Genomic DNA, 21,897 nt, shown 5'->3' on the forward strand with positions numbered 1-21,897 from the left:
CGATCAGGAAGGAGTCTGCTGATGCTCACCGTTGATGTTGCCCGGCAACAAGGGGATCTGGCTTTGTCGCTGGCTCTGTCGGTTGGGGGTGGCGCACCGGGGATCACGGCGGTCTTCGGTCCCTCCGGGGCCGGGAAAAGCAGTCTGCTGTCTTTGATTTCCGGATTGCAGACCCCGGACCGGGGCCTGATCCGGCTGGGGGAAAAGACCCTGTTTTCCCGCCAGCCCGGGCAGGCTGCCACCGTCAATCTGCCGCCGAAGCAGCGGCGGCTGGGGATGGTGTTTCAGGATGCCCGGCTGTTTCCGCATCTGTCGGTGCGCAGCAATCTGCTGTTTGGCTGGCGGCTGTGCCGACCAGCCGAACGGCGGCTGACCCTGGAGCCGGTGGCGGAGATGCTGGGGCTGACCGCCCTGCTGGACCGCCGCCCGGCCTCGCTGTCGGGGGGGGAGCGGCAGCGGGTGGCCGTCGGGCGGGCCCTGCTGTCCTCGCCCCATCTGATGCTGATGGACGAGCCGCTGGCGGCGCTGGATGCCGCCCGCAAAGCGGATATCCTGCCGTTTCTGGCGCGTCTGCCGCAGGATTTCGGGATCCCGGTCCTCTACGTCACCCACGCCATGGACGAGGTGCTGCGGCTGGCGGATGAGCTGGTGCTGATCAGCCGGGGGCAGGTGGCGGCACAGGGGCCGGTGGAAACCCTGCTCAACCGGCGGGATCTGTGGCCGTTGACCGGTGTGCAGGATCCGGCAACCGTCCTGTCCGCTGCGGTCGAGGAGGTCGGCGCCGACAGTGTCCGCGTGCGGACGGCAGCCGGGCCGCTGTGGATCGGGGTGGAGGCCCCGCAGACAGCCATGGTGCCCGGTCAGTCGGTCCGGGTGCGGATTTTTGCCCGCGATGTGGCGCTGGCACTGGAACGGCCACAGGCGATCAGCACCCGCAATATCGTTCCGGCCACCCTGACCGGTCTGGAAACCGGCAGTGGCGGCACGGTCGATGCCACCCTGTCGGTGGCCGGGGACGGATGCCTGACCGCCCGCATCACCCGGGCGGCGGTGCAGGATCTGGGCTTAACCCCCGGCCTGCCGGTGTTTGCCCTGATCAAGGCGGCCTCCCTGACCCGGGGCGGGGTGATTTCCCACAGCCCCTGACCGCCGGGACCGGGATGGATGTGCCTCCCGGATCAGAAGGCAGCGACCACCCCGTTGCTGCGCGGGTCGGCCGCCCCTTCCAGCAGGCCATCGGGATGACGGACCACGGCGGCGGCATGCCCCATGATGTCCTCGAATGCTCCCAGAACGGTATTCTCATGTCCGGCCCGTTCCAGCGCGGCGTACAGCGCCGGGGAGAAACGGTTTTCCAGCTTCAGGTCATGGGGCTTGGAGTCGCCATAGCTTTTTCCCAAGACCCAGCGCGGGGCGGACACCGCCTGTTGCAGCGACTGCCCGAAGCGGGCGTAGCGGGTGAACAGGGCGGCCTGTGTCTGTGGCTGCCCGTCTCCGCCCATGGTGCCAAAGGCCATCACCCGGCCATCGCGGAACTTGGCCATCGCCGGGGCCAGCGTGTGCATCGGTTTGCGGCCCGGCTTCAGGCAATTGGGATGATTCTGTTCCAGCGTGAATCCGGCACCACGGTTGTGCCACAGGATGCCGGTCTCGGGCAGAACGACGCCGGAGCCGAAGCCGTGGTAGACGCTCTGGATGAAGCTGACCATCCGCCCTTCGCCGTCGGCGGCGCACAGGTAGACCGTATCGCCGTCCCCCAGCCGGGCCGGCCATGGGGCCGCCCTGTGGCGGTCAATGCCGTCTGCCAGCCGGTCCAGTACCGAGTCGTGCAGGTAGGTGGTGGGGTGGACTTCCATGCTCAGCGGGTCGGTGATGTGGGCGTTGCGGACCTTCAGGGCCACCTTGGTGGCTTCGACGATGGCATGGACATGGTCGAAGCCCTCGGCCTCGGTCGGGTTCAGGCGGTCAACCAGCGCCAGAATCATCAGGGCGGTCAGGCCCTGCGTCGGCGGCGGGGCGTTAAACAGTGAAATGCCGCCGTCAACCTGCGTTGCCAGCGGGCGGCGGCGCACCGGGCGGTGGCGGGCCAGATCCTCGGCCTTCAGCGGGCTGCCACAACGGGCCAGATCGGCGGCAATCCGCCGGGCAATTTCGCCCCGGTAAAAATCATCAAGGCCGTTGCGGGCCAGCAGCTCCAGCGTGGTGGCCAGCGCCGGGGTGCGCAGGATCGCCCCTTCCGCCGGGACCGATCCGCCGATCAGCATGAAATCGCGGAAGCCCGGCACCGCTTCCAGCACCGGGCGTTGCCGCCGGGCCATCTGATGCAGCGCCGACGCCACCGGGAAGCCGTGGCGGGCATAGTGAATCGCGTCTTCCAGCAGGCGGTCCAGCGGCAGGGTCCCGCCCCAGCGCCCGCTGGAAATTTCCAGCGCCGACTGCCAGCCGGACACCGTACCCGCCACGGTACAGGCGGCCAGCGGGCCGTGCAGCGGCATGGCGGAAAAACCCTTGCCCCGGTACAGCGCCGGATCGGCCTGCCGGGCCGCCGCCCCGGAGCCGTCAATGGAGACCGGAGGGCGGCCGGGTTCATGAATCAGCCAGAATCCGTCCCCGCCCAGACTGTTCATATGCGGATAGACCACGGCAATAGTCGCCGCTGCCGCCACCATCGCTTCGATGGCATTGCCGCCGTCGCGCAGGACGGCAAGGCCACTCTGGGCGGCCAGATGGTGGGGGGCGGCGATCAGGCCACGCAGGGCAGAGGCGGTATGCAGCATCGACGGTCCCGTTCGCTCAGTCTGGTTTTTGGGCAAGGCCCAAAAGCTCCGGAGTCCCCGGATCGGGTGCAGGGATGCATTTTTGGGCATCCCTGCCCGTTGAGGGGGCTTCCGAATTTGGCGCCATTGTTTAAAATGACGCGCTTCTGGTAAAGCACGAAAATTTCGCAGGCCGGACTTTCCGCCCACAGATCCCCGCTGACGGGGGGCTGACCGGCGTTTCCCCGACCTCCTTCAACCCGGAAGCCCTGAGATGAAAGACTATACCGCCAGCCGTTACCTCCCGATCGCGTGGGAACTGTTTCACCGCGATACCCGCATGCTGGCCCACAAGCTGGTGCAGATGGCCCCGTTCAAGGGCATTGTCGCCATCACCCGTGGCGGCCTGATTCCATCGTCGATTCTGGCCCGCGAGCTGGATATCCGTCTGATCGACTGTATCTCCATCGTCTCCTACGACGACCGGGTGCAGGGCGACCCCACTGTCATCAAAGACGTCCAGAAGGATCTGGTCGGCGATGGTGAAGGCTGGCTGGTGGTGGACGATCTGGTCGACTCCGGCGTCACCGCCCGTCTGGTGAAGAAGCTGCTGCCGAAGGCGCATGTCGCCACCGTCTATGCCAAGCCGCAGGGGCAGGACGCGGTCGATACCTTCGTGGTGCCGATCGAACAGACCACCTGGCTGCAGTTCCCGTGGGATGCCGAGTTGCAGCCGAACGAGCCGCTGGCCCGCCGCAAATAACGGCCGTCCTGAAAAAAACAGCAGAACGGGGGTGGAGCAATCCACCCCCGTTCCTGTATGCAGAAGGCAGCATGGACCATACGCAGGAGAGTCCCCCCATGAGCGCAGCATCACCGCAGACCGGCAAAGGCCAGATCTGGGACGCCGGGCGGTATCAGACCAATGCCGGATTTGTGCCGGTCCTCGGGGCTCCGGTCCTGACCCTGCTGGCCCCGGCGGAGGGGGAGCGGATCCTTGATCTCGGCTGTGGTGACGGGGCGTTGACGGAAAAGCTGGCGGCCTGCGGGGCGGTGGTGACCGGGGTGGACGGATCCGCCGCGATGATTGACGCCGCCCGGGCCCGGGGCCTGACGGCGGAGGTGATGGATGGGCACGCCCTGACCTTCTCCGCCTGCTTCGAAGCGGTGTTTTCCAATGCCGCCCTGCACTGGATGACCCGCCCCGAAGCGGTGGTGGCCGGTGTGGCGCGGGCGCTGGTGCCCGGCGGGCGGTTCGTCGCCGAGTTTGGCGGTTTCGGCAATGTGGCAGCGGTGGTGACCGCCATGACCGCAGCCCTGAACCGCCGGGGCATTGATCCGGCCCCGCGCAATCCGTGGTACTTCCCGACCGTGCAGGAATATTCGGCCCTGCTGGAACAGCATGGCTTCCGGATTGAGGAAATTGCACTGGTCCCCCGGCCGACGCCGCTGCCGACCGGAATGACCGGCTGGCTGGAAACCTTCGCCGGGCCGTTTGTCGCCGGTCTGGAGGGGGCTGAACAGCAGGCGATCCTGCAAGAGGCCGAGGCGGCGATGGCCCCGGCCCTGCGCGATTCGTCGGGCGGCTGGTGGGCCGATTACATGCGGCTGCGCTTCCGGGCCGCGCTGGCGGGCTGATCTGAGGCCAGAGAAAAAAAAAGCGGGCGGCTCCTGTCGGGGCCGCCCGTTGCTTATGGGGAAAAGGGATTGGTTCAGAGGGCCTTGTCACCCTCGTTCAGGACCCGGACTTCCCGCTGCGGAAAGGGGATGCCGATGTTCTCCGCCCGCAGCCGCTTCAGGATATTGATGCGGATTTCGCTGGCGGCGGAGGTGGCGACTTCCACGTCATCCAGCTGGAAGCGCAGGGAAAATTCCAGCGCGCTGTCGCCGAAGTTCATCAGGAAGGCGCTGGGCGACGCCGGGGACTGGATCACCCGCGGATGGGCCCGGGCGCAGTCCAGCAGGATCTCGCGGACCTGCTCCGGATCGGCGGTGTAATCGACACCGATATTGATGACGCCGCGCCCGAAGCGGTTGTTGAGGAACCAGTTGGTGACCGGGGCGGTGATCAGGGCCGAGTTCGGGATGATGACGGTGGAGCGGTCGAAGGTTTCAATTTCGGTGGCACGCACCTTGATCTTGCGGACGTAGCCTTCGGCTCCCCCTGCCACCACGCGGTCCCCGACCTTGATCGGCCGTTCAAACAGCAGGATCAGACCGGAGACAAAGTTGTTGACGATGGTCTGCAACCCGAAACCGATACCGACGGACAGGGCACCGGCGACGATCGCCAGATTGGACAGGCCGAAGCCAAGGGTGGAGGCCGCCCCCAGCACCGCGACCACCGTGCCGATGTAGCCGACCGAGGTGGAGAAGGAGTGTTGCAGGCCGATATCCAGCCGGGTCATCGGCAGGACCCGGGTTTCCAGCACGTTTTTCACCAGACGGGTGGCAAACAGCAGGACCGCGAACACTACCAGCGCCGAGAACAGGTTGATCACCGACAGGTTGATCCCGCCGATGGTGATGCCGTCGACAAACAGCCGCCACGCCGATTCCAGCGCTTCCTGCCCGACGCCCCAGATCAGCAGCAGGACGATTGAGGCCGGGATGATGACGGCGGACCCGATCAGGACATTGACCCAGAACCGCACCATGGCATCGCCACGGGCATGGTCTTCATCGGCGGCCTGTTCCGGGGTATCGGCGGTGAAGACGCCGGTGCGGCGCAGGGCACTGTTCAGCAGTTCGCGCAGGACGACGTAGACCACCACGGCGATGGCGCTGACCACCAGGGTCTGCACCAGATTGGTGACCAGATAATGCCCGAATTCGACATAGCCGACCGCCCCGGCGATGAAGGCGGCAATGGCGGTGGCCGAAACCGGCCAGCGCAGCCAGCGGCTGTAGCCGACCAGCCGGGAATCCATGTCGTCATGCCACGGGCGGGCCCGGCACAGCAGCAGCAGCGGCACCATCAGGGCAACGGTGACGGCAAACAGCGTCACGCTGGCCGCTTCAACCGACACGTCATACAGGGTCAGGGCGACGGACAGAACGGCGTCGAGGATCAGGATCAGCAGCAGGGCGGTGATCAGATGGCTGACCGACCGTGCCGACTTATCCGGCAGCGGCACCACCCGCCAGCCGGGTTTGGTCGGGGAAAATGCCGCCCACACCAGACTGGAGTTGACGATAAACCCGACCAGCGCCCCGGACAGCACCCCGAACACCTGCGCATTGCTGGGGCTGAGGATGGAGGCACTGAAAATCACCGCGTTGACCATGCCCAGAGACAGGGCAAACGGCACCAGCCGGATCACCGCCCGGCGACCGGCCACCCACACCCGTTCGGAAAACCCGAGGTCACGGTCATCGCTCCACGACGGCAGCAGGCGGCGGTTCAGCCAGCGCCGCACCGGCCACACCAGCATCAGGCCGACGATCAGGGTCGCCGCCAGCTTGCGGATGGTGGACTGGACACCGGGGTCGCTCCAGTTGACCGACTGGGCGGTGGCGACGGACTTGCCAAGGCCGGAGGACTGTTCGTCCAGTTCCTGCGCCGCCAGAGTCCAGGTGCCGGGATTCAGCGGCAGCGGGGCGCGGCTGAACAGCTGGTTGGCAAACCGGACGCGCAGCACCGAGGACACGCGCTGGGCCAGCGACTGGGCCTGAACCCGCAGCAGCTGGGCCTGTTTGATTTCGGCATCAATCTGGGCTGCCTGTGCGGCAAGCCGCTGGCGGACCGTCGCCACATCCTTGGCTTCGGTGCTCTTATCCTCCGGCGGGGGGCCGAGGGCCTCCATTTCCGAAGTCACGCCCTGCTTTTCCGTGTTCAGGTCGGTGATCAGGGGGGTGAAGGCGTGGGTCTGGTCCTGCAACTGGTTGCGCAGGTCCTGAAGGGACTGATCGTCTACTTTGATCCGCCCGGTTTCGGCATCAACGATCCGCTTTTCTGCCCCCTCAAACAGGGCTCCGGCCGCCTTGAACAGATCGGCGGCCGGGCGTTTGTCCGGGGTGCCGGCGGCGTGGGCTCCGGCGGCGCTGAGCAGAAGGCCAAAGGCCAGCAGCAGCACCGCAAACCGGGGCAGGCCGGGGCCGGTGCGGGGGAAAAGGGAAAGCAGGGACGGCATGGCAGTCGGAACCTGTATGGTCTTGGGGTCAACAGAGCCGCCTTTTATAGACAGGCGGATACGGCAGAATCAGGGCACGGATGATGGGGCCGGGGCAGTCACCACGACCATCCCGTTCTCAACCTGCACCGGCACCGGGGTCAGCGACCGTCCGGCGCAGGGGCCTTCGGTACAGTAGCCGTCCTCAATCCGGAACAGGGCCCGGTGCAGGGAGCACTGGATGGCGTCCAGCTCCGGGGTCAGGAAAGTGTCGGGCTTCCAGTTCAGCGGCACCCGCTGATGCGGGCAGGCGTTGACATAGGCATGAACTGTCTGCCCCTGCCGCACCACGAAAAAGCCGGAGCGGTCCCCGGCGGTTTCCACCACCACTTCCCGGCATCCCGGATCGCGCAGCGAATCGAGCGGAAACAGGGGGCGGGGGGCCGTCAGCGGATCAGGCAGCGGATCAGGCATTGAAACCTCCGGGCTGGGGGTGGGGCAGGACGGACGCGGGACTCACAGGCCCCCCATCCGGCAGACGGCGGCCCATTCGGCTTCCGTCACCGGCATCACCGACAGCCGGGCCTGCTTCAGCAGAGCCATGGCGGCCAGATCCGGGCGGGTTTTGATCTCCGCCAGTGTGACCGGGTGTGGCAGGGCGCGGTCCGCCGTCACATCAACACAGACAAACCGTCCGGTGGGATCGGTGGGGTCGGGGTACGCTTCCCGCACCACGGTCACAATCCCCACCACTGCCCGGCCGGTATTGGAATGGTAAAAGAACGCCTGATCCCCGCAGCGCATTGCCTTCAGGAAGCCTGCCGCCTGATGATTGCGGACCCCGGTCCAGGCCTCGGTGCCTTTTGACACCTGCTGGTCCCACGACCATGTTTCGGGTTCGGATTTCATCAGCCACAAGGGCATGGCAGGCTCCTGCGGGGGTGCCGGGGGCGCGATTAGCCCGGATCAGGTGGCCCGGATCAGGCCTGTTTGGCCTTGCCGAGCAGGGCGCGGTACGGGCGGACGGTGACGCTTTCAAACAGCCCGGCCTTGCCGTAGGGGTCGTTGGCGCACCAGTCATAGGCGGCCTGTAGGTCCGGCAGGTCCATGATGATCATCGATCCGACCATGCCCTGCCCGTCCGGGGTCAGCAGCGGGCCGCCGACAACCATGTGCTCTTCCCACGCCTTGGCATAGTCCAGATGGGCGTTGCGGGTATCGAGGCGGACCTGCTGATGGCCGGGCTTGTCGAAGCAGTGGATCGCGAACAGGGGCATCGGACTCTCCGGAGATGCGGCTGAAGGGGCCTGATTAAGGCATAGGGAGGCCGGGAACAGGTCCGGCCACCGGGGCCAGAGTAGTCGATCCGGCCAGTGGGGAAAACCGCTTTCACAGCCGGGTTTACCGGCGTGGCGCGACCCAAGGTCGTTGTCTTCCGGGGAATACCGGTCTGTGCCATGTCTGCCCAGACAGAAGTTCTATTGCCAAGCTGTATAAGCCTGTGATGTTCTCAACCAATTGGAAGGGTCCGTACGGCCGACGGGGCAGGCGGCAGACGGACAGCATCAAAAAGACCTGAAACCTTTGACGGTGGGCCTTTGTCGGGGAGCCTGTGTTGACCTTGGAAAATGAACGTATCCGCTTAGGCGTCGGCGGACCGGAGATGATCCGTCTGGCAGAGGATATCGGGACGCTGGCCGTCCGGGTTGCCGAGGCCAAAGGCGGCGAACGGCTGAAGGCTGAGACGGAGCACTACCTGAAGGGGCAGATCAGCCGGATGCGGGTGACCTGTGGCTCCTGTGCCACCCGCATGGTCAAGGATGCGGCGGCGGATGCCCTGCGGGCGGAACCGATCGAGCGCCCGGCGTGGGATCGCCGGACCGATTTTCTGCTGCGTCTGGTGATGGCATTTTATCCGCATGGTCTGGTGACGGAGCGGAAAGAGGGATCCCCGTCGTTTCCCCGCCACTGTCTGGGCCGGATGGCGGTCTTCCTGCGGGAAGTGCTGGGCACCCTGCCCTATTCCGACCTGAACGCCGATGCCAGCCGTCTGCTCAGCCGGTTTCCCAATGTGCAGGACGGCGAACTGCGGCGGGCCCTGCTGGGGCATCCGCCGTCACGGCTGCTGCTGCTGAAGACGCTGATCCGTCTGGTCAGTGCCTTTGAGCATACCGAGGACGTGCGGGCGATCTTTATGGAAACAGTCCGGTCCGAGGCGTGGCCCAACGTGTTCCGGCCGACGCCGCAGCATTTTGTCGCCCTCTGCGATGGTCTGTTCGGCGAGCTGATGGTGATGTTGCAGAACCCGAAGGAAGGGGATGACCTCGACCAGTGGTTCGGGCGCGGTGCCACCGAACGGCTGCTGGATATGCTGGAGCGGGTGGCGGTGCCCGCATAGGCGGCTGGCAGTCGCGGCGGAGGATGGTATAACGGCACGGTTGACTGATTTTTCCGGAAGACCGTGATGACCGCATTCCCCAATCCGCTGTTCGTTGCCCTCGACACGCCCGATGTGGCTGAAGCCACCACGATGGCCGCCAAGGTTGCCGAGGCGGCCGGGGGCGTGAAGCTGGGTCTGGAATTCTTTGTCGCCAACGGCCCGAAAGGGGTGCGGGAGGTGTCAAAGGCCAGTGATGACGTGCCGGTGTTTCTGGACCTGAAGTTCCACGACATCCCCAACACCGTGGCCGGGGCGATCCGGTCGGCCTGTGCCGCCCGCCCCGCCATCGTCAACGTCCATGGGGCCGGGGGCCGCGACATGATGAAGGCCGCCGTCGATGCTTCGCACGATGGCGCGGCCCGGCATCTGGTCACCCGGCCGCTGGTGCTGGCGGTGACGGTGCTGACCAGCATGGATCAGACCGATCTGTCCGAGACCGGGGTGTCGCGCAGCGTGTCCGATCAGGTGCTGGAACTGGCCCTGCTGGCGCGGGAGTGCGGCATTGACGGCGTGGTCTGCTCCGCCCACGAGGCGGCGATGCTGCGCGAGGCCTGCGGGCCGAACTTTAAGCTGATCGTGCCGGGGGTGCGCCCGGCGTGGTCGGCCACCAATGACCAGAAACGGATCATGACCCCGGCGGAGGCCCTGCACGCCGGGGCCGATATTCTGGTGGTCGGTCGCCCGATCACGGCGGCGGTGGAGCCGACGGCGGCCGCTCACCGGGTGGCGCAGGAAATCCGCCATGCCCAGAGCGGGAGCCTCTGACCATGGCCGGATCCCAGACTCTGATCAAAATCTGTGGCCTGACCGATGAAGAGGCGGTGGAAACCGCCGTCGAGGCCGGAGCCGATTTCCTTGGCTTTGTGTTTTTCCCGAAAAGCCCGCGGGCGGTGACGCCGGAGCGGGTGGTGGAAATGGTGGCCGACCTGCCGCCGGAGATCTGGGACGAGGTGAAAACCGTCGGCCTGTTCGTGGATCCCACCGATGCGGATCTGGATGCGGTGTTCCGGATCCTGCGGCTGGATGTGGTGCAGCTGCATGGCGATGAAACCCCGGAGCGGGTGGAGCATATCCGGCTGGAATACGGGGTGGAGGTGATCAAGGCGATCGGTGTTGCCACCGCGGCCGATCTGGACGGGGCGAAGGCCTATGCCGGGATTGCCGATTACCTGCTGTTTGATGCCAAGCCGCCTGCCGGGGCGGACCGGCCCGGCGGTAATGCCGTCAGCTTCCCGTGGGATCTGATGCTGAAGTGGTCCGATCCGTCGGACACACTGTGGTTTCTCGCCGGGGGGCTGACGCCCGACACGGTGGGCGAGGCGATGCGGCAGTCCTGTGCACCCGGGGTTGATGTGTCCTCGGGGGTGGAGTCGGCACCCGGCGAGAAGGACCCGGAGCTGATCGCCCGCTTTATCGCTGCCGTGGCGGCCGAGGACGATGCTGCCTGAGGGACTGGCTGGCCCGGTGGGGTCGGTGTCCTGAATTGAAGATATAAAGATATCCTTATATCGATCTTGCAATGTGGTCCGGCCTCTGGTACATGAGGCTGGACTTTTATCGCTGCGGGAGCACAGCAATGACCTTTACCGACTACAAGGTAAAAGACATGTCCCTGGCCGACTGGGGCCGGAAAGAAATCGTCATCGCCGAAACCGAAATGCCGGGCCTGATGGCCCTGCGCGAGGAATACGGTGCCAGCCAGCCGCTGAAGGGGGCCCGCATCGCCGGCTGCCTGCACATGACCATCCAGACCGCCGTCCTGATCGAGACGCTGGTGGCGCTGGGCGCGGAAGTGCGCTGGTCCTCCTGCAACATTTTCTCGACGCAGGATCAGGCCGCCGCTGCCATTGCCGCTGCCAACATTCCGGTGTTCGCCTGGAAGGGCATGAACGAGGAAGAGTTCTGGTGGTGCATTGAAGCCACCATCGAAGGCCCGGACGGCTGGCGCCCGAACATGATTCTGGATGACGGCGGCGACCTGACCCAGATCATGCACGACAAGTACCCGCAGCTGCTGGCCGACGTGAAGGGTATCTCGGAAGAGACCACCACCGGCGTGCACCGTCTGTATGAAATGGCCAAGAAGGGTGCCCTCAAGGTCCCGGCCTTCAACGTCAACGACAGCGTCACCAAGTCGAAGTTCGACAACAAGTACGGCTGCCGTGAATCGCTGGTTGACGGTATCCGCCGCGCCACCGACGTCATGCTGGCCGGTAAGGTTGCCGTCGTTGCCGGGTACGGCGACGTGGGCAAGGGCTCTGCCGAGTCGCTGCGTGCGTCCGGCTGCCGCGTGATCGTCACCGAAATCGATCCGATCTGCGCCCTGCAGGCGGCGATGGAAGGCTACGAAGTCACCACCATGGACGACGCTGCCGCCCGTGGGGACATCTTCGTCACCACCACCGGCAACATCGACATCATCACCGTTGACCACATGCGGGCGATGAAGGACCGGGCGATCGTCTGCAACATCGGTCACTTCGACAACGAAATTCAGGTCGCTGGCCTGAAGAACCTGAAGTGGCACAATGTGAAGCCGCAGGTCGACGAAGTCGAATTCGCCGATGGCAAGCGCATCATCCTGCTGGCCGAAGGCCGTCTGGTGAACCTCGGCTGCGCCACCGGCCACCCGAGCTTCGTGATGTCGGCGTCCTTCACCAATCAGGTGCTGGCGCAGATCGAGCTGTGGAACCACGCTGACAAGTACGAAAATCAGGTCTACGTGCTGCCGAAGCACCTCGACGAAAAGGTGGCCCTGCTGCACCTCGCCAAGCTGGGCGTGAAGCTGACCACCCTGTCGCAGGCGCAGGCCGATTACATCGGTGTTCCGCTGGCCGGTCCGTTCAAGCCGGACATGTACCGTTACTAAAACCGACCCTGTCCCGGCCACGCCGGAGCAGTCGTATAACGGGCGGGCGCGATTGCGTCCGCCCGTTCTGTTTGAAGGGGTGGGCAGATTTTACCGGGTGCTGGAGATGATTGGGTTACGATGTGCTGCGACTCTAAGACTTTCAGCGGAGTGGTTCGCTTCTTGCATGTGTGATCCGTAATACGTGCTCAGCCGGTTGTGGGGCCTGCCGGGTGCGTCGGTTCAGCCTTGCGTCCGGGGACAGCCATGGCCATCACATCACTTCTGACCTATATGAATCAGACATCTTCGGATGATCTTTATGAAACCCTGCGCAACCGGCAGACCCAGACGGTTTCGGTGCCGCAGGCATCAATCAACCGGTATTCGAAAGAAACCGGGATCGATGATCCCAGCGCCAGTCGGTTCGGCAGTGCCAGCTCGGTTTCGCTGTCGAATACGGCGAAGACCCAGCTCAGCGATGCTGAAAAAGAGACACTGAAGGCGGAAGCCCTGCAACGGGCCAATGCCGCGCTCAGCCGTGCCGGAATCCGCACCACCGCGACCCGCCAGACCCGGAACACCGCCGCGACGGCGGAGACGCCGCGTCCGAAGGATGATGCGCCGCTGGCGGATAAGGTCAAATACAACACCAAGCTGCTGGAAAAGACCGGTCCGGACGGCAAGGCCCTGAACCAGTATATCGCCAAATATTTCGACGGGGCCCAGTCGAAGGAAGGCCAGTACATTCAGGACCGTTTGCAGGGCCTTATCATGCGCATGAATAACCCGACCCGGGATATTCAGGGCGATATCGTGGCGCAGCGGGCCAATGCCAAGGACGGCAAGCAGGTCTTCACGCTGGTCGGGCAGGACAATACCCGGCTGCGGATTGAGTTCACCACCAGTGCCGACCCCAAGCAGCAGGGAGCCCTGCGGGTGACCTATTCCGGCCGGGATATCGGTGCGGTCGATATGCGGCTGGAGAAGACCCCGGCAGTCGCGCCGGAAACCCAGCCGATCCTGACCGCCAGCGTGGAGCAGAAGCGGATCCTGTCGAGCGGACGACTCGACTCGACGCCGATTTACGACAGCAAATACAGCGGGCCGATCTGATCCGGCTTCAGGTCGGGAGGAGGGCTGTGGCACACTGCGGTCCCCCTCCCCCTGCCCTGAGCGGACGGATTTCGGTGCATGATGGATTTTTCTGCCCTTCTTTCGGCGTTTCCGGCCTTACAGGCGCTTGATCCGGCGGCGCAGTCCCTGCTGCGCCAGTCGGTGCGGCCGGTGCGGATTCCCGCCGGGACCCGGCTGTTCGCGGACGGGGATCCCTGTCAGGCCTTCCTGCTGGTGCGGGATGGCTGCGTCCGGGTGCAGAAGGTGGGGGAAAACGGCCGGGAAATCGTGCTGTACCGGGTTGAAGGCGGGCAGACCTGTGTTCTGACCACCGTCTGCCTGATGGCACACCGCGATTATGGGGCGGAAGGCATTGCCGAGCAGGACATTGACGGTGGCCTGCTTCCGGCCCCAGTGTTTACCCAGCTTCTGGCCTCCTCGGCAGGGTTCCGCGAGTTTGCCTTCACCGCCTATGCCACCCGGGTCTCCGATCTGCTGATGCTGATCGAGGATGTGGCCTTTGGCCGCATTGACAGCCGTCTGGCGGCGTTGCTGGTCAACCGCTGCGGTGCCGATGGCGTTGTGGTGGCCACCCATCAGGATCTGGCGGCGGAACTGGGCAGCGCCCGCGAGGTGATTTCCCGCCAGTTGAAAGAGTTTGAACGGCGGGGCTGGATTGCCCTGCACCGGGGGCGTCTGACCGTTCTGCATCCTGACGAATTGTCTGCCCTGACCCGGACGGGGTAACACCCTGTTTTCTCCGGCTGTGTGATCAAGTTACCGACAGCGGCCCTGCCGGGCGCGATACTGGCCCCGTCATGAACGGACGCCCCGATGCCGGGCGTTCAGTCTTCGGAGGGATCGATGAGCAAGAATGTGGGCGGAATTGACCGGGTGCTGCGGATTGTGGTCGGTCTGGTGCTGATCGGACTGGCGGTTACCGGAACGGTCGGCTGGTGGGGCTATCTGGGGGCAGTGCCGCTGCTGACCGGCCTGATCGGCTGGTGCCCGGCCTATCTGCCGCTGGGGATCAAGACCTGCCGGACCTGATCCGGCGCAGGTCCCCTGAACAGAAAACCGGGCGGGAGTGATCTCCCGCCCGGTTTGTTTTTGCTGCACCATTGTTGCGCAAAAAAACTGCTTATGCGGCCTTGGTGCCCTGTGCCGGACCCGCTGCCTTCAGGGCCGCCAGTTTTTCCTGCGCCAGCATGTCGGCGACATCCGCCGTGGTGGCACCGGTGGCCTTGGCACGGGCAAAAATGCTGCTGACGGTGTCGCCGATGGCGGCGGACCGCGCCATGATCGCGGCATGATCGAAGGTGCCGGTCACTTCGGCGGAGACCGAAATGATCCCCCCGGCGTTGATCACGTAATCCGGGGCATAAAGGATGCCACGCCTGGCCAGTTCGGCGGCCATTTCGGGAACGCTGAGCTGGTTGTTGGCGGCCCCGGCAATCGCCTTGGCGCGGATTTCGGGGATGCTGCGGGCATTGACGGTGGCCCCGAGGGCGCAGGGGGCATAGATGTCGCAGTCGGCGGCATGGATCGCCCCGGCATCAACGGCGGTGGCCCCGTGCAGGCGGATCTGTTCGGCAACCTTGTCGCTGTCCAGATCGGCGACGATCAGCTGCGCCCCTTCCGCCGCCAGATGCTGGCACAGGTACTGGCCGACGTGACCAAGGCCCTGCACGGCAATCTTCAGGCCCTTCAGGTCCGCGGTACCGGTCAGTTCCCGCGCCGTCGCCTTGATGCCATGGTAGACGCCGAAGGCGGTGAACGGTGACGGGTCCCCGGCACCACCGGTCAGCCCGGCAACGTGGCGGGTTTCCTGCCCGACCAGAGCCATGTCGGCGGGAGAGGTCCCGACATCCTCGGCAGCGATGTACCGGCCGCTGAGCGCTTCCACCTTGCGGCCAAAGGCGCGCAGCAGGGCGTCCGACTTATCGGTGCGGGCATTGCCGATGATCACCGACTTGCCGCCGCCCAGCGGCAGACCGGCCATGATGTTCTTATACGTCATGCCGCGCGACAGGCGCAGGGCATCAATCACCGCCTCCTCATGGGTGGCGTAGGCCCACATCCGGGTGCCGCCGCAGGCCGGACCGGCAACGGTGGAGTGCACGGCAATCACGGCGGTCAGGCCGGAGTCGGCATCGCGGGCCAACAGAACCAGTTCGTGGTCGTCAAAGTCTCGGAGCGTGGTGATGTCCATTTTTGGATCGTCCTCAGGGGTTGGCCGTCCGCCCTCTGTCCGCCTCTGCCGGGGGGATTTCTGTGGGGCGGGGCAAGCGTTGCAGGTCTTGACTATCGGTAATAAAATTACGCGACGCAATTTTATTTCTTGCCCCGTTTTTGCACCTTTATTGCGGCAAAACCGTTCATGCGCTTCAAAAATGACGCGGCGGGCCGGGAGGGGCCAAACCACAAAAAAGCGGTCCGGCTTTCCGTGGCGTCACCGTGTACATTCCCCGCTGATCTGCATACAGTCGGCGGATGGGGCCATCGGGACCCCGTCATCAAAAAAATCCCCGCCAGAGGCCTGTTGCTGCGGCCTTTTCCCGGGGCAGCCGAGTATGGGAGCGAGACAATCATGGACGTTAAAGGGCTTGCTGCAATCGTCACCGGCGGGGCGTCCGGTCTGGGCCGCGCCACGGCGGAAGCGTTGATCGCTGCCGGGGCCAAGGTCACCCTCCTCGACGTGCAGGAAGAAAAGCTGAAGGCCACCGCTGCCGAAATCGGCGCGGTCGCGGCTGTCTGCGATGTCACCAGCCCGGAGTCGGTGCAGGCGGCGCTGGCGGTGGCGCGGGAGGCCAACGGCCCGGTGCGCATCAACGTCAACTGCGCCGGGGTGGTGCATGGCGGGCGCATCGTCGGCAAGAACGGCCCGATGGATCTGGCCGGGTTTGCCCGGACCATCCAGATCAATCTGGTCGGCACCTTCAACGTCATGAGCCAGTGTGCCGCCGAAATGATGACGCAGGACGTGCTGAACGCGGATAACGAGCGCGGTCTGGTGGTCAACACCGCCTCCATCGCCGCGTTTGACGGCCAGATCGGGCAGGCGGCCTATTCGGCCTCCAAGGGCGGGGTTGCTTCCCTCAGCCTGCCGGCGGCGCGGGAATTCGCCCCCAAGGGGATCCGGGTGATGTGCATTGCCCCCGGCCTGTTTGAAACCCCGATGATGACCGGCCTGCCGCCGGATGTGTACGACAGCCTGATCGCCAAGACCCTGTTCCCGGGCCGCCTCGGCAAGGCCTCGGAATATGGCCGCATGGTGGTGCAGATTGCCGCCAATCCGATGCTGAACGGCGAATGTATCCGTCTGGATGGTGCCCTGCGCCTTGAGCCGCGCTGATCGGCGGCGGTCAGACGAAACCCCCGGAGAGCTTTCTCTCCGGGGGTTTTCTTATGCCTTCACCGCTCCGGCCCCGGTGGATTTCGGGGCGTCAGGATCCAGCGGCCAGCGCGGGCGGGGTTTGAAGTCCAGCGACGAAACCGCGCCGCGACGCAGGTGCTCGGCCCCGGCCCAGGCGATCATCGCCGCATTGTCGGTGCACCACTTCAGCGGCGGGGCGACAAAGTCCAGATCCGCCTGTGCGGCCAAGGCCTTCAGGCTGGCCCGCAGCGGCACGTTGGCGGCCACCCCCCCGGCGGTCACCAGCGCGGTGCCATGGGGGTACAGTTCCTTGAACAGGATAATCGCCTTTTTTACCCGGTCCCGCACCGAATCGACCAGCGCCGCCTGAAAACCGGCGGCCAGATCGGCCTTGTCCTGTTCACTCAGCGGGCCGGGCGGCATTTTTTCCACGGTCTGGCGGACGCTGGTCTTCAGCCCGGAAAAGCTGAAATCACAGCCGGGCCGCCCCTTCATCGGGCGGGGCAGGTCAAACCGGCGCGGGTCGCCCCGTTCCGCCGCTTTCTGCAGGGCCGGGCCGCCGGGATAGCCGAGGCCCAGCATCTTGGCGACCTTATCAAACGCTTCACCCGCCGCATCGTCGATGGTGGTGCCAAGGCGGCGGTAACGCCCGACATCCTCCACAGCCAGAATCTGGCAGTGCCCGCCGGAGACCAGCAGCAGCAGATAGGGGAACGGCACATCATCGGACAGGCGCGGCGTCAGGGCGTGGCCTTCCAGATGGTTGACCGCCACCAGCGGCTTGCGGTGGACGGCGGCGATGGCCTTGGCGGTCATCACGCCGACGATTACCCCGCCGATCAGGCCGGGTCCGGCGGTGACGGCAAGGGCATCGAGATCGGCAAATCCGATCCCGGCCTGCTCCATCGCCTGCGCGACCAGCGCATCGATATGGTCAAGGTGGGAACGGGCGGCGATTTCCGGCACCACCCCGCCATAGGGGCGGTGTTCATCAAGCTGGCTGAGGATCGCTTCCGACACCACCCGCCCGCCTTTTGGGGCGTCAGCCCGCACGACGGCGGCGGCGGTTTCGTCGCAACTGGTTTCGATGCCGAGAATCAGCATGACCCGGGGCGGTCCTTTCCGTATTGTGTGTCCGGTTTTTCAGTCTACAGCCCTTACAACACCGGAACCATGAACACCACAGCGAAAGTGCGCATCGGCACCCGCGGCAGCCCCTTGGCGCTGGCGCAGGCCCACGAGACCCGTGACCGGCTGATCGCCGCCCACCCGCATCTGGCGGTGGACGGGGCGATTGAGATCGTCATCATCAAAACCACCGGCGATACCGTGCAGGACCGTCCGCTGTCGGAAATCGGCGGCAAGGGGCTGTTCACCCGTGAGATCGACGACGCCATGCTGGCGGGCGAGATCCATATCGCCGTCCATTCCATGAAGGACGTGCCGACGTGGCTGCCGGACGGCATCATCCTGCCGTGCATGCTGGAGCGGGAGGACCCGCGCGATGCCTTCATCTGCCTGAAGGCGGCGTCGCTGGCCGATCTGCCGCCGGGGGCGGTGATCGGTTCCGCCTCGCTGCGCCGTCAGGCCCAGATCCGGGCCCGCTATCCGCACCTGCGGGTGGAGGTGCTGCGCGGCAACGTCCAGACCCGGCTGCGCAAGCTGGAAGAGGGCGTGGTTGATGCCACCCTGCTGGCGCAGGCCGGGCTCAACCGGCTGGGCATGGCCGACCGCATCACCGGCACCCTGTCGGTGGATGACATGCTGCCTGCCGTGGCGCAGGGGGCGATCGGCATCACCTGCCGGGCCGATGATGCGGCGTCGCAGGCGCTGCTCGCCCCGCTGAATCACCCGGACACCTTCGACCGCGTCACCTGCGAGCGGGCCTTCCTCGCCCGGCTTGACGGGTCGTGCCGCACCCCGATCGCCGGTCTGGCCGAGCTGTCGGCGGATGGCACCCGGCTGGCGTTCCGGGGGCTGATGGCCCGTCCGGATGGGTCGGAAGTGCTGAGCGATGCCGGAGAAGGCGCGCGCGCCGATGCCGGGCAGCTGGGCGTGCAGGTGGCGGAACGGCTGCTGGCCCGGGCCGGAGACGGCTTCCTGACCACCCCCTCGGCCTGAGGGGGACGGGGGTGATCCCGCTGCGGATCGTCGTGACCCGCCCGCAGGAGGATGCCGCCCGCACGGCGGCGGTCCTGCGCGGGATGGGGCATGAGGTTCTGATTGAGCCGCTGCTGACCGTTCAGCCGCTGGAGGTGCCCCTGCCGCCGCCGCAGGCGGTGGGGGGGCTGCTGCTGACCAGTGCCAACGGGGTCAGGATGCTGGACCGCGCCGCCGGGGCTCTGCCGCCGCCGCAGGCACAGGCCCTGCGCAGCCTGCCCGCCTATGCGGTGGGGGATCAGACCGCGCGTGCCCTGCGGGAATGCGGGTTCCATACTGTTCTTTCCGCCGATGGGGATGTCGGGGTGCTGGCCGCTCTGGTCCGCCGTGTGCATCCGGCGGACGGCCTGCCGCTGCTGCATGTGGCAGGCAGCGACCGCGCCGGGGATCTGACCGCCCTGCTGGCCCCGGAATATCCGGTGCAGCGGGTGGTGCTGTACCGGGCCGAGACCGCAACGGTATTCAGCCCGGCTTTTCAGCAGGCGCTGTCCGGTGGGGCGGTGGACGCGGTGCTGCTGTATTCGCCACGGACGGCGGTGACCTTTGCCACCCTGATTGACGCCTGCGGGGGGAGAGACCATTTGAGGGTCGTCACAGCCGCCTGTCTTAGTCATACTGTGGCAAAATCCTTGGATGGCCTGCCGTTTCAGGCGGTCCGCGTGGCCGGACAGCCCCGGCAGGACGCGCTTCTGGCCCTGCTGGAAGACGTGGCGCAGATGAAAAAGGGGAGCACATGAGCGACAGCACCGCCGCCGCCGGGGGCAAGGACCCCGCCGTCACGACCCCGGATCCGTCGGTGGCTGAGGCCGCCGCCGCTGCGAAACCGTCCCGGCGCGGGCGGACCATTGTGATCAGCACGGTCGCCGGGGCCTTTGTGCTGCTGGGCGGATGGGCGTCCCTGCCGTGGTGGGCGCCATCGTTGCCGGGCCCGCTGGGCACGGTGGCGCTGCGGCTGATGCCGCCACGCCCGGTGGATCCGCAGGTCGCCGCCCTGACGGGGCAGGTCGAGAGCCTGTCCGCCGTGGTGGCCCGGTTGCAGGCGCAGCAGGAGCAGATGCAGGCGGCCCTGCGGGCGGCGGCGGCTGCCCCGGCTCCGGCTCCTGTCGGCGGGGAACGGCTGACGGCGCTGGAAGCCATGGTCGCCGATCTGGCCGATAAGGCTCCCGGCGCGATGGCGGGCGAGCTTCAGGCCCTGTCAGCCCGGGTGGAGGAGCTGGCGGCCAGCCGGGCCCCGGCCTCGGCGCTGCTGACGCTGGGTGACCGGGTGACGGAGGTGGAGGCGCTGGCCCGCAAGGCGGTCAGCCGTCAGGACCGGGCGCTGGCCCTGTTGCTGGCGGTGGTGCAGCTGCGCGAGGCGCTGGATGCCGGGCGCCCCTATGCGGTGGCGCTGAAGACGGTGCAGGCGGTGGCCCCGGCGACGCTGGACGTGAAGACCCTGACCGCAGACTTCGCGGTATTTGCCGAAGATGGGCTGACCACCCAGTCGGTGCTGGAACAGTCCCTGTCGGAACAGGCGGCGGATATCGTCCGGGCCGCGGCCCTGCCGGAAGACACCACCGCATGGTGGAGTCAGGCGCTGGAGCAGATTGCCGGACTGATCTCGATCCGGCGGCTTGATGGCCCGACCGAAGGGGACAGCGTGGCGACGATTGTCAGCCGGGCCCAGACGGCGATGGCGGAAGGATCGCTGTCGGTGGCGGTGGACGAACTGTCCCGCCTGACCGGGCGTCCGGCGCAGGAGGCGGATGGCTGGATGCAGCGGGCGAAGGCCCGTCTCGCCGCCGATGCGGTGACCGGTGATCTGGTCAATGAAGGTCTGGCCCGTCTGGCGGCGGAAACCTCTGTCGGGCAGACCCCGGGTCTTCCGACCGGGGCCTCCTCCGGCAACGGAGGCTGACGGCATGCGGCGGTTCGGACTGTTTATAGCCGCGCTGGCGGCGATTATCACCGTTTCGGTCTGGCTGGCGGATAATCCCGGCAGCGTCACCCTGCACTGGCTGGGCTGGCGGCTGGATACCGGGGTGCCGGTGCTGCTGCTGTTTTTCCTGCTGTGCCTGATCGTGGTCCTTGTCCTGCTGCGGCTGGTCCGGGGTGTCCTCGGGCTGGGGCAGGCGCTGGGGACCCGGCTGGACCGCCGTCGTGCCCGGGGCGGGCAGGCGGCGCTGGTTCAGGGCTTTGCCGCCCTTCAGGCCGGGGATACCCGCACCGCCCTGAAGATGGCGGAAACAGCGTCGTCGCGGCTGAAGCAGGATGCGGCCTCGCGGCTGCTGACGGCGGAGGCCTCCCGGCTGTCCGGCCGGATGACGGTGGCGCGGGAACAGTTTGAATACCTGATGGGCGATACCGGCATGGAGCTGGCGGCCCTGCGCGGCCTGTGTCTTCTGGCCGATGCCGAAGGCAACCCTGAGGCGGCGGTGCAGTGGGCGCGGCGGGCGCTGGAGAAGGAACCGGCGCTGGACTGGGCCCGCCAGCGGGTTGTGGACGGGTTGAGCCAGAGCGGGCAGTGGGATGCGGCGATCCGTGCCGTGCAGGCGGCCCGCCGCTCCGGCGGACTGACGGAAGAGGATGCCCACCGCCGCAGTGCCGAACTGCTGACGGCACAGGCCGGGGCGGCGCTGGATGCCGGGCAGCCGGGGGTGGCGGTCAAGGCCCTCCGGAAGGCGCTGGAGGAGCATGATCCGCGCCACCGTCCGGCGGCGTTGTTGCTGATCAGGGCGTTACAGGCGGACGGATCGGTGAAAAAGGCGGCTGAGGCGGCGGTGTCGTTCTGGCGGACCGGGCCGCATGCGGATCTGGCGGCGGCCTATATGGCGCTGTTTGCCGGGGAGGATGCGCTGAAGCGGGTGGCCCATGCCGAAAAGCTGGCGGAGGCCAACCCGGAGCATCCGGAAAGCCGTCTGCTGGTGGCGCAGCAGGCTCTGGCCGCCACGCTGTGGGGACAGGCGCGGTCCCGCCTGAAGCCCCTGCTGGAGACCACACCCCCCAACCGGCGGGCCTGCCTGCTGATGGCCGATATCGAGGACAGTGAAACCGGCGACGGCGCGGCAACCCTGCGCTGGATGCGTCTGGCGGTTGCGGCGGAGTCGTGA

At 66.4% G+C, this 21,897-nt stretch carries 22 protein-coding genes; 15 read left to right on the plus strand and 7 right to left on the minus strand.

Translation table 11 applies throughout. From position 1 onward, the window contains the following. The first annotated feature begins 21 nt into the window (after window positions 1–21). A complete protein-coding gene (gene modC / locus FHS48_RS10655; protein ID WP_184263545.1) occupies window positions 22–1,146 on the plus strand; it encodes a molybdenum ABC transporter ATP-binding protein in 1,125 nt (374 codons plus the stop codon). A 32-nt stretch (window positions 1,147–1,178) separates the two neighbouring features. Here the strand turns inward: modC and FHS48_RS10660 are convergent, their stop codons facing one another. Further along, complete coding sequence (locus FHS48_RS10660; protein ID WP_311769121.1) at window positions 1,179–2,777, minus strand: gamma-glutamyltransferase family protein; 1,599 nt, start codon at window positions 2,775–2,777, stop codon at window positions 1,179–1,181. A gap of 253 nt (window positions 2,778–3,030) precedes the next feature. Between FHS48_RS10660 and gpt the strand changes: the two genes are divergently transcribed. Both gpt and FHS48_RS10670 read left to right on the plus strand, forming a co-directional pair. After that, window positions 3,031–3,519: a xanthine phosphoribosyltransferase gene (gpt, locus tag FHS48_RS10665; RefSeq protein WP_184263546.1), complete on the plus strand. Its 489-nt coding sequence runs from the start codon at window positions 3,031–3,033 to the stop codon at window positions 3,517–3,519. 98 nt (window positions 3,520–3,617) lie between these two features. Then, window positions 3,618–4,394, plus strand: coding sequence for a class I SAM-dependent methyltransferase (locus tag FHS48_RS10670; RefSeq protein ID WP_184263547.1), 777 nt, complete (start codon window positions 3,618–3,620; stop codon window positions 4,392–4,394). Between the two features lie 74 nt (window positions 4,395–4,468). Here the strand turns inward: FHS48_RS10670 and FHS48_RS10675 are convergent, their stop codons facing one another. The 4 genes from FHS48_RS10675 to FHS48_RS10690 all read right to left on the minus strand — a co-directional run bounded on the left by FHS48_RS10675 (window position 4,469) and on the right by FHS48_RS10690 (window position 8,145). Further along, complete coding sequence (locus tag FHS48_RS10675; RefSeq protein WP_184263548.1) at window positions 4,469–6,889, minus strand: DUF3772 domain-containing protein; 2,421 nt, start codon at window positions 6,887–6,889, stop codon at window positions 4,469–4,471. Window positions 6,890–6,958: 69 nt separating this feature from the next. Further along, entirely contained in the window at window positions 6,959–7,342 is a 384-nt protein-coding gene (locus tag FHS48_RS10680; protein WP_184263549.1) for a Rieske (2Fe-2S) protein, read from the minus strand. Window positions 7,343–7,384: 42 nt separating this feature from the next. Beyond that, window positions 7,385–7,792, minus strand: coding sequence for an EVE domain-containing protein (locus tag FHS48_RS10685; protein ID WP_184263550.1), 408 nt, complete (start codon window positions 7,790–7,792; stop codon window positions 7,385–7,387). Between the two features lie 56 nt (window positions 7,793–7,848). Next, entirely contained in the window at window positions 7,849–8,145 is a 297-nt protein-coding gene (locus FHS48_RS10690; protein WP_184263551.1) for a YciI family protein, read from the minus strand. A 386-nt stretch (window positions 8,146–8,531) separates the two neighbouring features. On the opposite strand from FHS48_RS10690, the gene FHS48_RS10695 reads away from it, so the two are divergent. From FHS48_RS10695 to FHS48_RS10725, 7 genes are all read left to right on the plus strand, one after another. Continuing rightward, window positions 8,532–9,266 carry a hypothetical protein gene (locus FHS48_RS10695; protein WP_184263552.1) on the plus strand — a complete coding sequence of 245 codons (735 nt, stop codon included), beginning with the start codon at window positions 8,532–8,534 and terminating at the stop codon, window positions 9,264–9,266. Between the two features lie 66 nt (window positions 9,267–9,332). Then, window positions 9,333–10,073, plus strand: a complete 741-nt coding sequence (gene pyrF, locus FHS48_RS10700; RefSeq protein ID WP_184263553.1) for an orotidine-5'-phosphate decarboxylase — start codon at window positions 9,333–9,335, stop codon at window positions 10,071–10,073. Between the two features lie 2 nt (window positions 10,074–10,075). Further along, window positions 10,076–10,756: a phosphoribosylanthranilate isomerase gene (locus FHS48_RS10705; RefSeq protein WP_184263554.1), complete on the plus strand. Its 681-nt coding sequence runs from the start codon at window positions 10,076–10,078 to the stop codon at window positions 10,754–10,756. 128 nt (window positions 10,757–10,884) lie between these two features. Further along, window positions 10,885–12,177 (plus strand): adenosylhomocysteinase, encoded by a 1,293-nt coding sequence (gene ahcY, locus FHS48_RS10710; protein WP_184263555.1) that lies wholly within the window; start codon window positions 10,885–10,887, stop codon window positions 12,175–12,177. Between the two features lie 246 nt (window positions 12,178–12,423). After that, window positions 12,424–13,272 carry a hypothetical protein gene (locus FHS48_RS10715; RefSeq protein WP_184263556.1) on the plus strand — a complete coding sequence of 283 codons (849 nt, stop codon included), beginning with the start codon at window positions 12,424–12,426 and terminating at the stop codon, window positions 13,270–13,272. A 78-nt stretch (window positions 13,273–13,350) separates the two neighbouring features. Then, a complete protein-coding gene (locus tag FHS48_RS10720; RefSeq protein ID WP_260402431.1) occupies window positions 13,351–14,019 on the plus strand; it encodes a Crp/Fnr family transcriptional regulator in 669 nt (222 codons plus the stop codon). A 117-nt stretch (window positions 14,020–14,136) separates the two neighbouring features. Further along, window positions 14,137–14,322 (plus strand): YgaP family membrane protein, encoded by a 186-nt coding sequence (locus FHS48_RS10725; RefSeq protein ID WP_184263557.1) that lies wholly within the window; start codon window positions 14,137–14,139, stop codon window positions 14,320–14,322. 91 nt (window positions 14,323–14,413) lie between these two features. On the opposite strand, the gene FHS48_RS10730 is transcribed toward FHS48_RS10725, so the two are convergent. Then, entirely contained in the window at window positions 14,414–15,484 is a 1,071-nt protein-coding gene (locus tag FHS48_RS10730) for a Glu/Leu/Phe/Val family dehydrogenase (RefSeq protein ID WP_184263558.1), read from the minus strand. A gap of 378 nt (window positions 15,485–15,862) precedes the next feature. Here FHS48_RS10730 and FHS48_RS10735 point away from each other — a divergent pair, with 378 nt between their 5' ends. Next, window positions 15,863–16,627: an SDR family NAD(P)-dependent oxidoreductase gene (locus FHS48_RS10735; protein WP_184263559.1), complete on the plus strand. Its 765-nt coding sequence runs from the start codon at window positions 15,863–15,865 to the stop codon at window positions 16,625–16,627. A gap of 51 nt (window positions 16,628–16,678) precedes the next feature. Here FHS48_RS10735 and tsaD read toward each other — a convergent pair whose 3' ends face one another. After that, entirely contained in the window at window positions 16,679–17,752 is a 1,074-nt protein-coding gene (gene tsaD / locus FHS48_RS10740; RefSeq protein WP_184263560.1) for a tRNA (adenosine(37)-N6)-threonylcarbamoyltransferase complex transferase subunit TsaD, read from the minus strand. A gap of 69 nt (window positions 17,753–17,821) precedes the next feature. On the opposite strand from tsaD, the gene hemC reads away from it, so the two are divergent. The 4 genes from hemC to FHS48_RS10760 are packed head-to-tail and all read left to right on the plus strand — an operon-like array spanning window position 17,822 to window position 21,897. Then, window positions 17,822–18,769: a hydroxymethylbilane synthase gene (gene hemC, locus FHS48_RS10745; protein WP_184263561.1), complete on the plus strand. Its 948-nt coding sequence runs from the start codon at window positions 17,822–17,824 to the stop codon at window positions 18,767–18,769. Between the two features lie 11 nt (window positions 18,770–18,780). Then, a complete protein-coding gene (locus FHS48_RS10750) occupies window positions 18,781–19,545 on the plus strand; it encodes a uroporphyrinogen-III synthase (protein WP_184263562.1) in 765 nt (254 codons plus the stop codon). Further along, window positions 19,542–20,705 carry a COG4223 family protein gene (locus FHS48_RS10755; RefSeq protein WP_184263563.1) on the plus strand — a complete coding sequence of 388 codons (1,164 nt, stop codon included), beginning with the start codon at window positions 19,542–19,544 and terminating at the stop codon, window positions 20,703–20,705. The genes FHS48_RS10750 and FHS48_RS10755 overlap by 4 nt, the downstream gene beginning before the upstream one ends. Window positions 20,706–20,709: 4 nt before the next feature. Beyond that, window positions 20,710–21,897: a heme biosynthesis HemY N-terminal domain-containing protein gene (locus FHS48_RS10760; protein ID WP_184263564.1), complete on the plus strand. Its 1,188-nt coding sequence runs from the start codon at window positions 20,710–20,712 to the stop codon at window positions 21,895–21,897.

This window comes from Novispirillum itersonii, from assembly GCF_014205675.1.
In the GTDB taxonomy this organism is placed as follows: Bacteria; Pseudomonadota; Alphaproteobacteria; order Rhodospirillales; family Rhodospirillaceae; genus Novispirillum; species Novispirillum itersonii_A.

Excerpts from the sequence above, each read along its gene's own strand:
- modC (WP_184263545.1), top strand. The coding sequence starts at position 22 with ATGCTCACCGTTGATGTTGCCCGGCAACAAGGGGATCTGGCTTTGTCG.
- FHS48_RS10660 (WP_311769121.1), bottom strand. The coding sequence starts at position 2,777 with ATGCTGCATACCGCCTCTGCCCTGCGTGGCCTGATCGCCGCCCCCCAC.
- gpt (WP_184263546.1), top strand. The coding sequence starts at position 3,031 with ATGAAAGACTATACCGCCAGCCGTTACCTCCCGATCGCGTGGGAACTG.
- FHS48_RS10670 (WP_184263547.1), top strand. The coding sequence starts at position 3,618 with ATGAGCGCAGCATCACCGCAGACCGGCAAAGGCCAGATCTGGGACGCC.
- FHS48_RS10675 (WP_184263548.1), bottom strand. The coding sequence starts at position 6,889 with ATGCCGTCCCTGCTTTCCCTTTTCCCCCGCACCGGCCCCGGCCTGCCC.
- FHS48_RS10680 (WP_184263549.1), bottom strand. The coding sequence starts at position 7,342 with ATGCCTGATCCGCTGCCTGATCCGCTGACGGCCCCCCGCCCCCTGTTT.
- FHS48_RS10685 (WP_184263550.1), bottom strand. The coding sequence starts at position 7,792 with ATGCCCTTGTGGCTGATGAAATCCGAACCCGAAACATGGTCGTGGGAC.
- FHS48_RS10690 (WP_184263551.1), bottom strand. The coding sequence starts at position 8,145 with ATGCCCCTGTTCGCGATCCACTGCTTCGACAAGCCCGGCCATCAGCAG.
- FHS48_RS10695 (WP_184263552.1), top strand. The coding sequence starts at position 8,532 with ATGATCCGTCTGGCAGAGGATATCGGGACGCTGGCCGTCCGGGTTGCC.
- pyrF (WP_184263553.1), top strand. The coding sequence starts at position 9,333 with ATGACCGCATTCCCCAATCCGCTGTTCGTTGCCCTCGACACGCCCGAT.
- FHS48_RS10705 (WP_184263554.1), top strand. The coding sequence starts at position 10,076 with ATGGCCGGATCCCAGACTCTGATCAAAATCTGTGGCCTGACCGATGAA.
- ahcY (WP_184263555.1), top strand. The coding sequence starts at position 10,885 with ATGACCTTTACCGACTACAAGGTAAAAGACATGTCCCTGGCCGACTGG.
- FHS48_RS10715 (WP_184263556.1), top strand. The coding sequence starts at position 12,424 with ATGGCCATCACATCACTTCTGACCTATATGAATCAGACATCTTCGGAT.
- FHS48_RS10720 (WP_260402431.1), top strand. The coding sequence starts at position 13,351 with ATGATGGATTTTTCTGCCCTTCTTTCGGCGTTTCCGGCCTTACAGGCG.
- FHS48_RS10725 (WP_184263557.1), top strand. The coding sequence starts at position 14,137 with ATGAGCAAGAATGTGGGCGGAATTGACCGGGTGCTGCGGATTGTGGTC.
- FHS48_RS10730 (WP_184263558.1), bottom strand. The coding sequence starts at position 15,484 with ATGGACATCACCACGCTCCGAGACTTTGACGACCACGAACTGGTTCTG.
- FHS48_RS10735 (WP_184263559.1), top strand. The coding sequence starts at position 15,863 with ATGGACGTTAAAGGGCTTGCTGCAATCGTCACCGGCGGGGCGTCCGGT.
- tsaD (WP_184263560.1), bottom strand. The coding sequence starts at position 17,752 with ATGCTGATTCTCGGCATCGAAACCAGTTGCGACGAAACCGCCGCCGCC.
- hemC (WP_184263561.1), top strand. The coding sequence starts at position 17,822 with ATGAACACCACAGCGAAAGTGCGCATCGGCACCCGCGGCAGCCCCTTG.
- FHS48_RS10755 (WP_184263563.1), top strand. The coding sequence starts at position 19,542 with ATGAGCGACAGCACCGCCGCCGCCGGGGGCAAGGACCCCGCCGTCACG.
- FHS48_RS10760 (WP_184263564.1), top strand. The coding sequence starts at position 20,710 with ATGCGGCGGTTCGGACTGTTTATAGCCGCGCTGGCGGCGATTATCACC.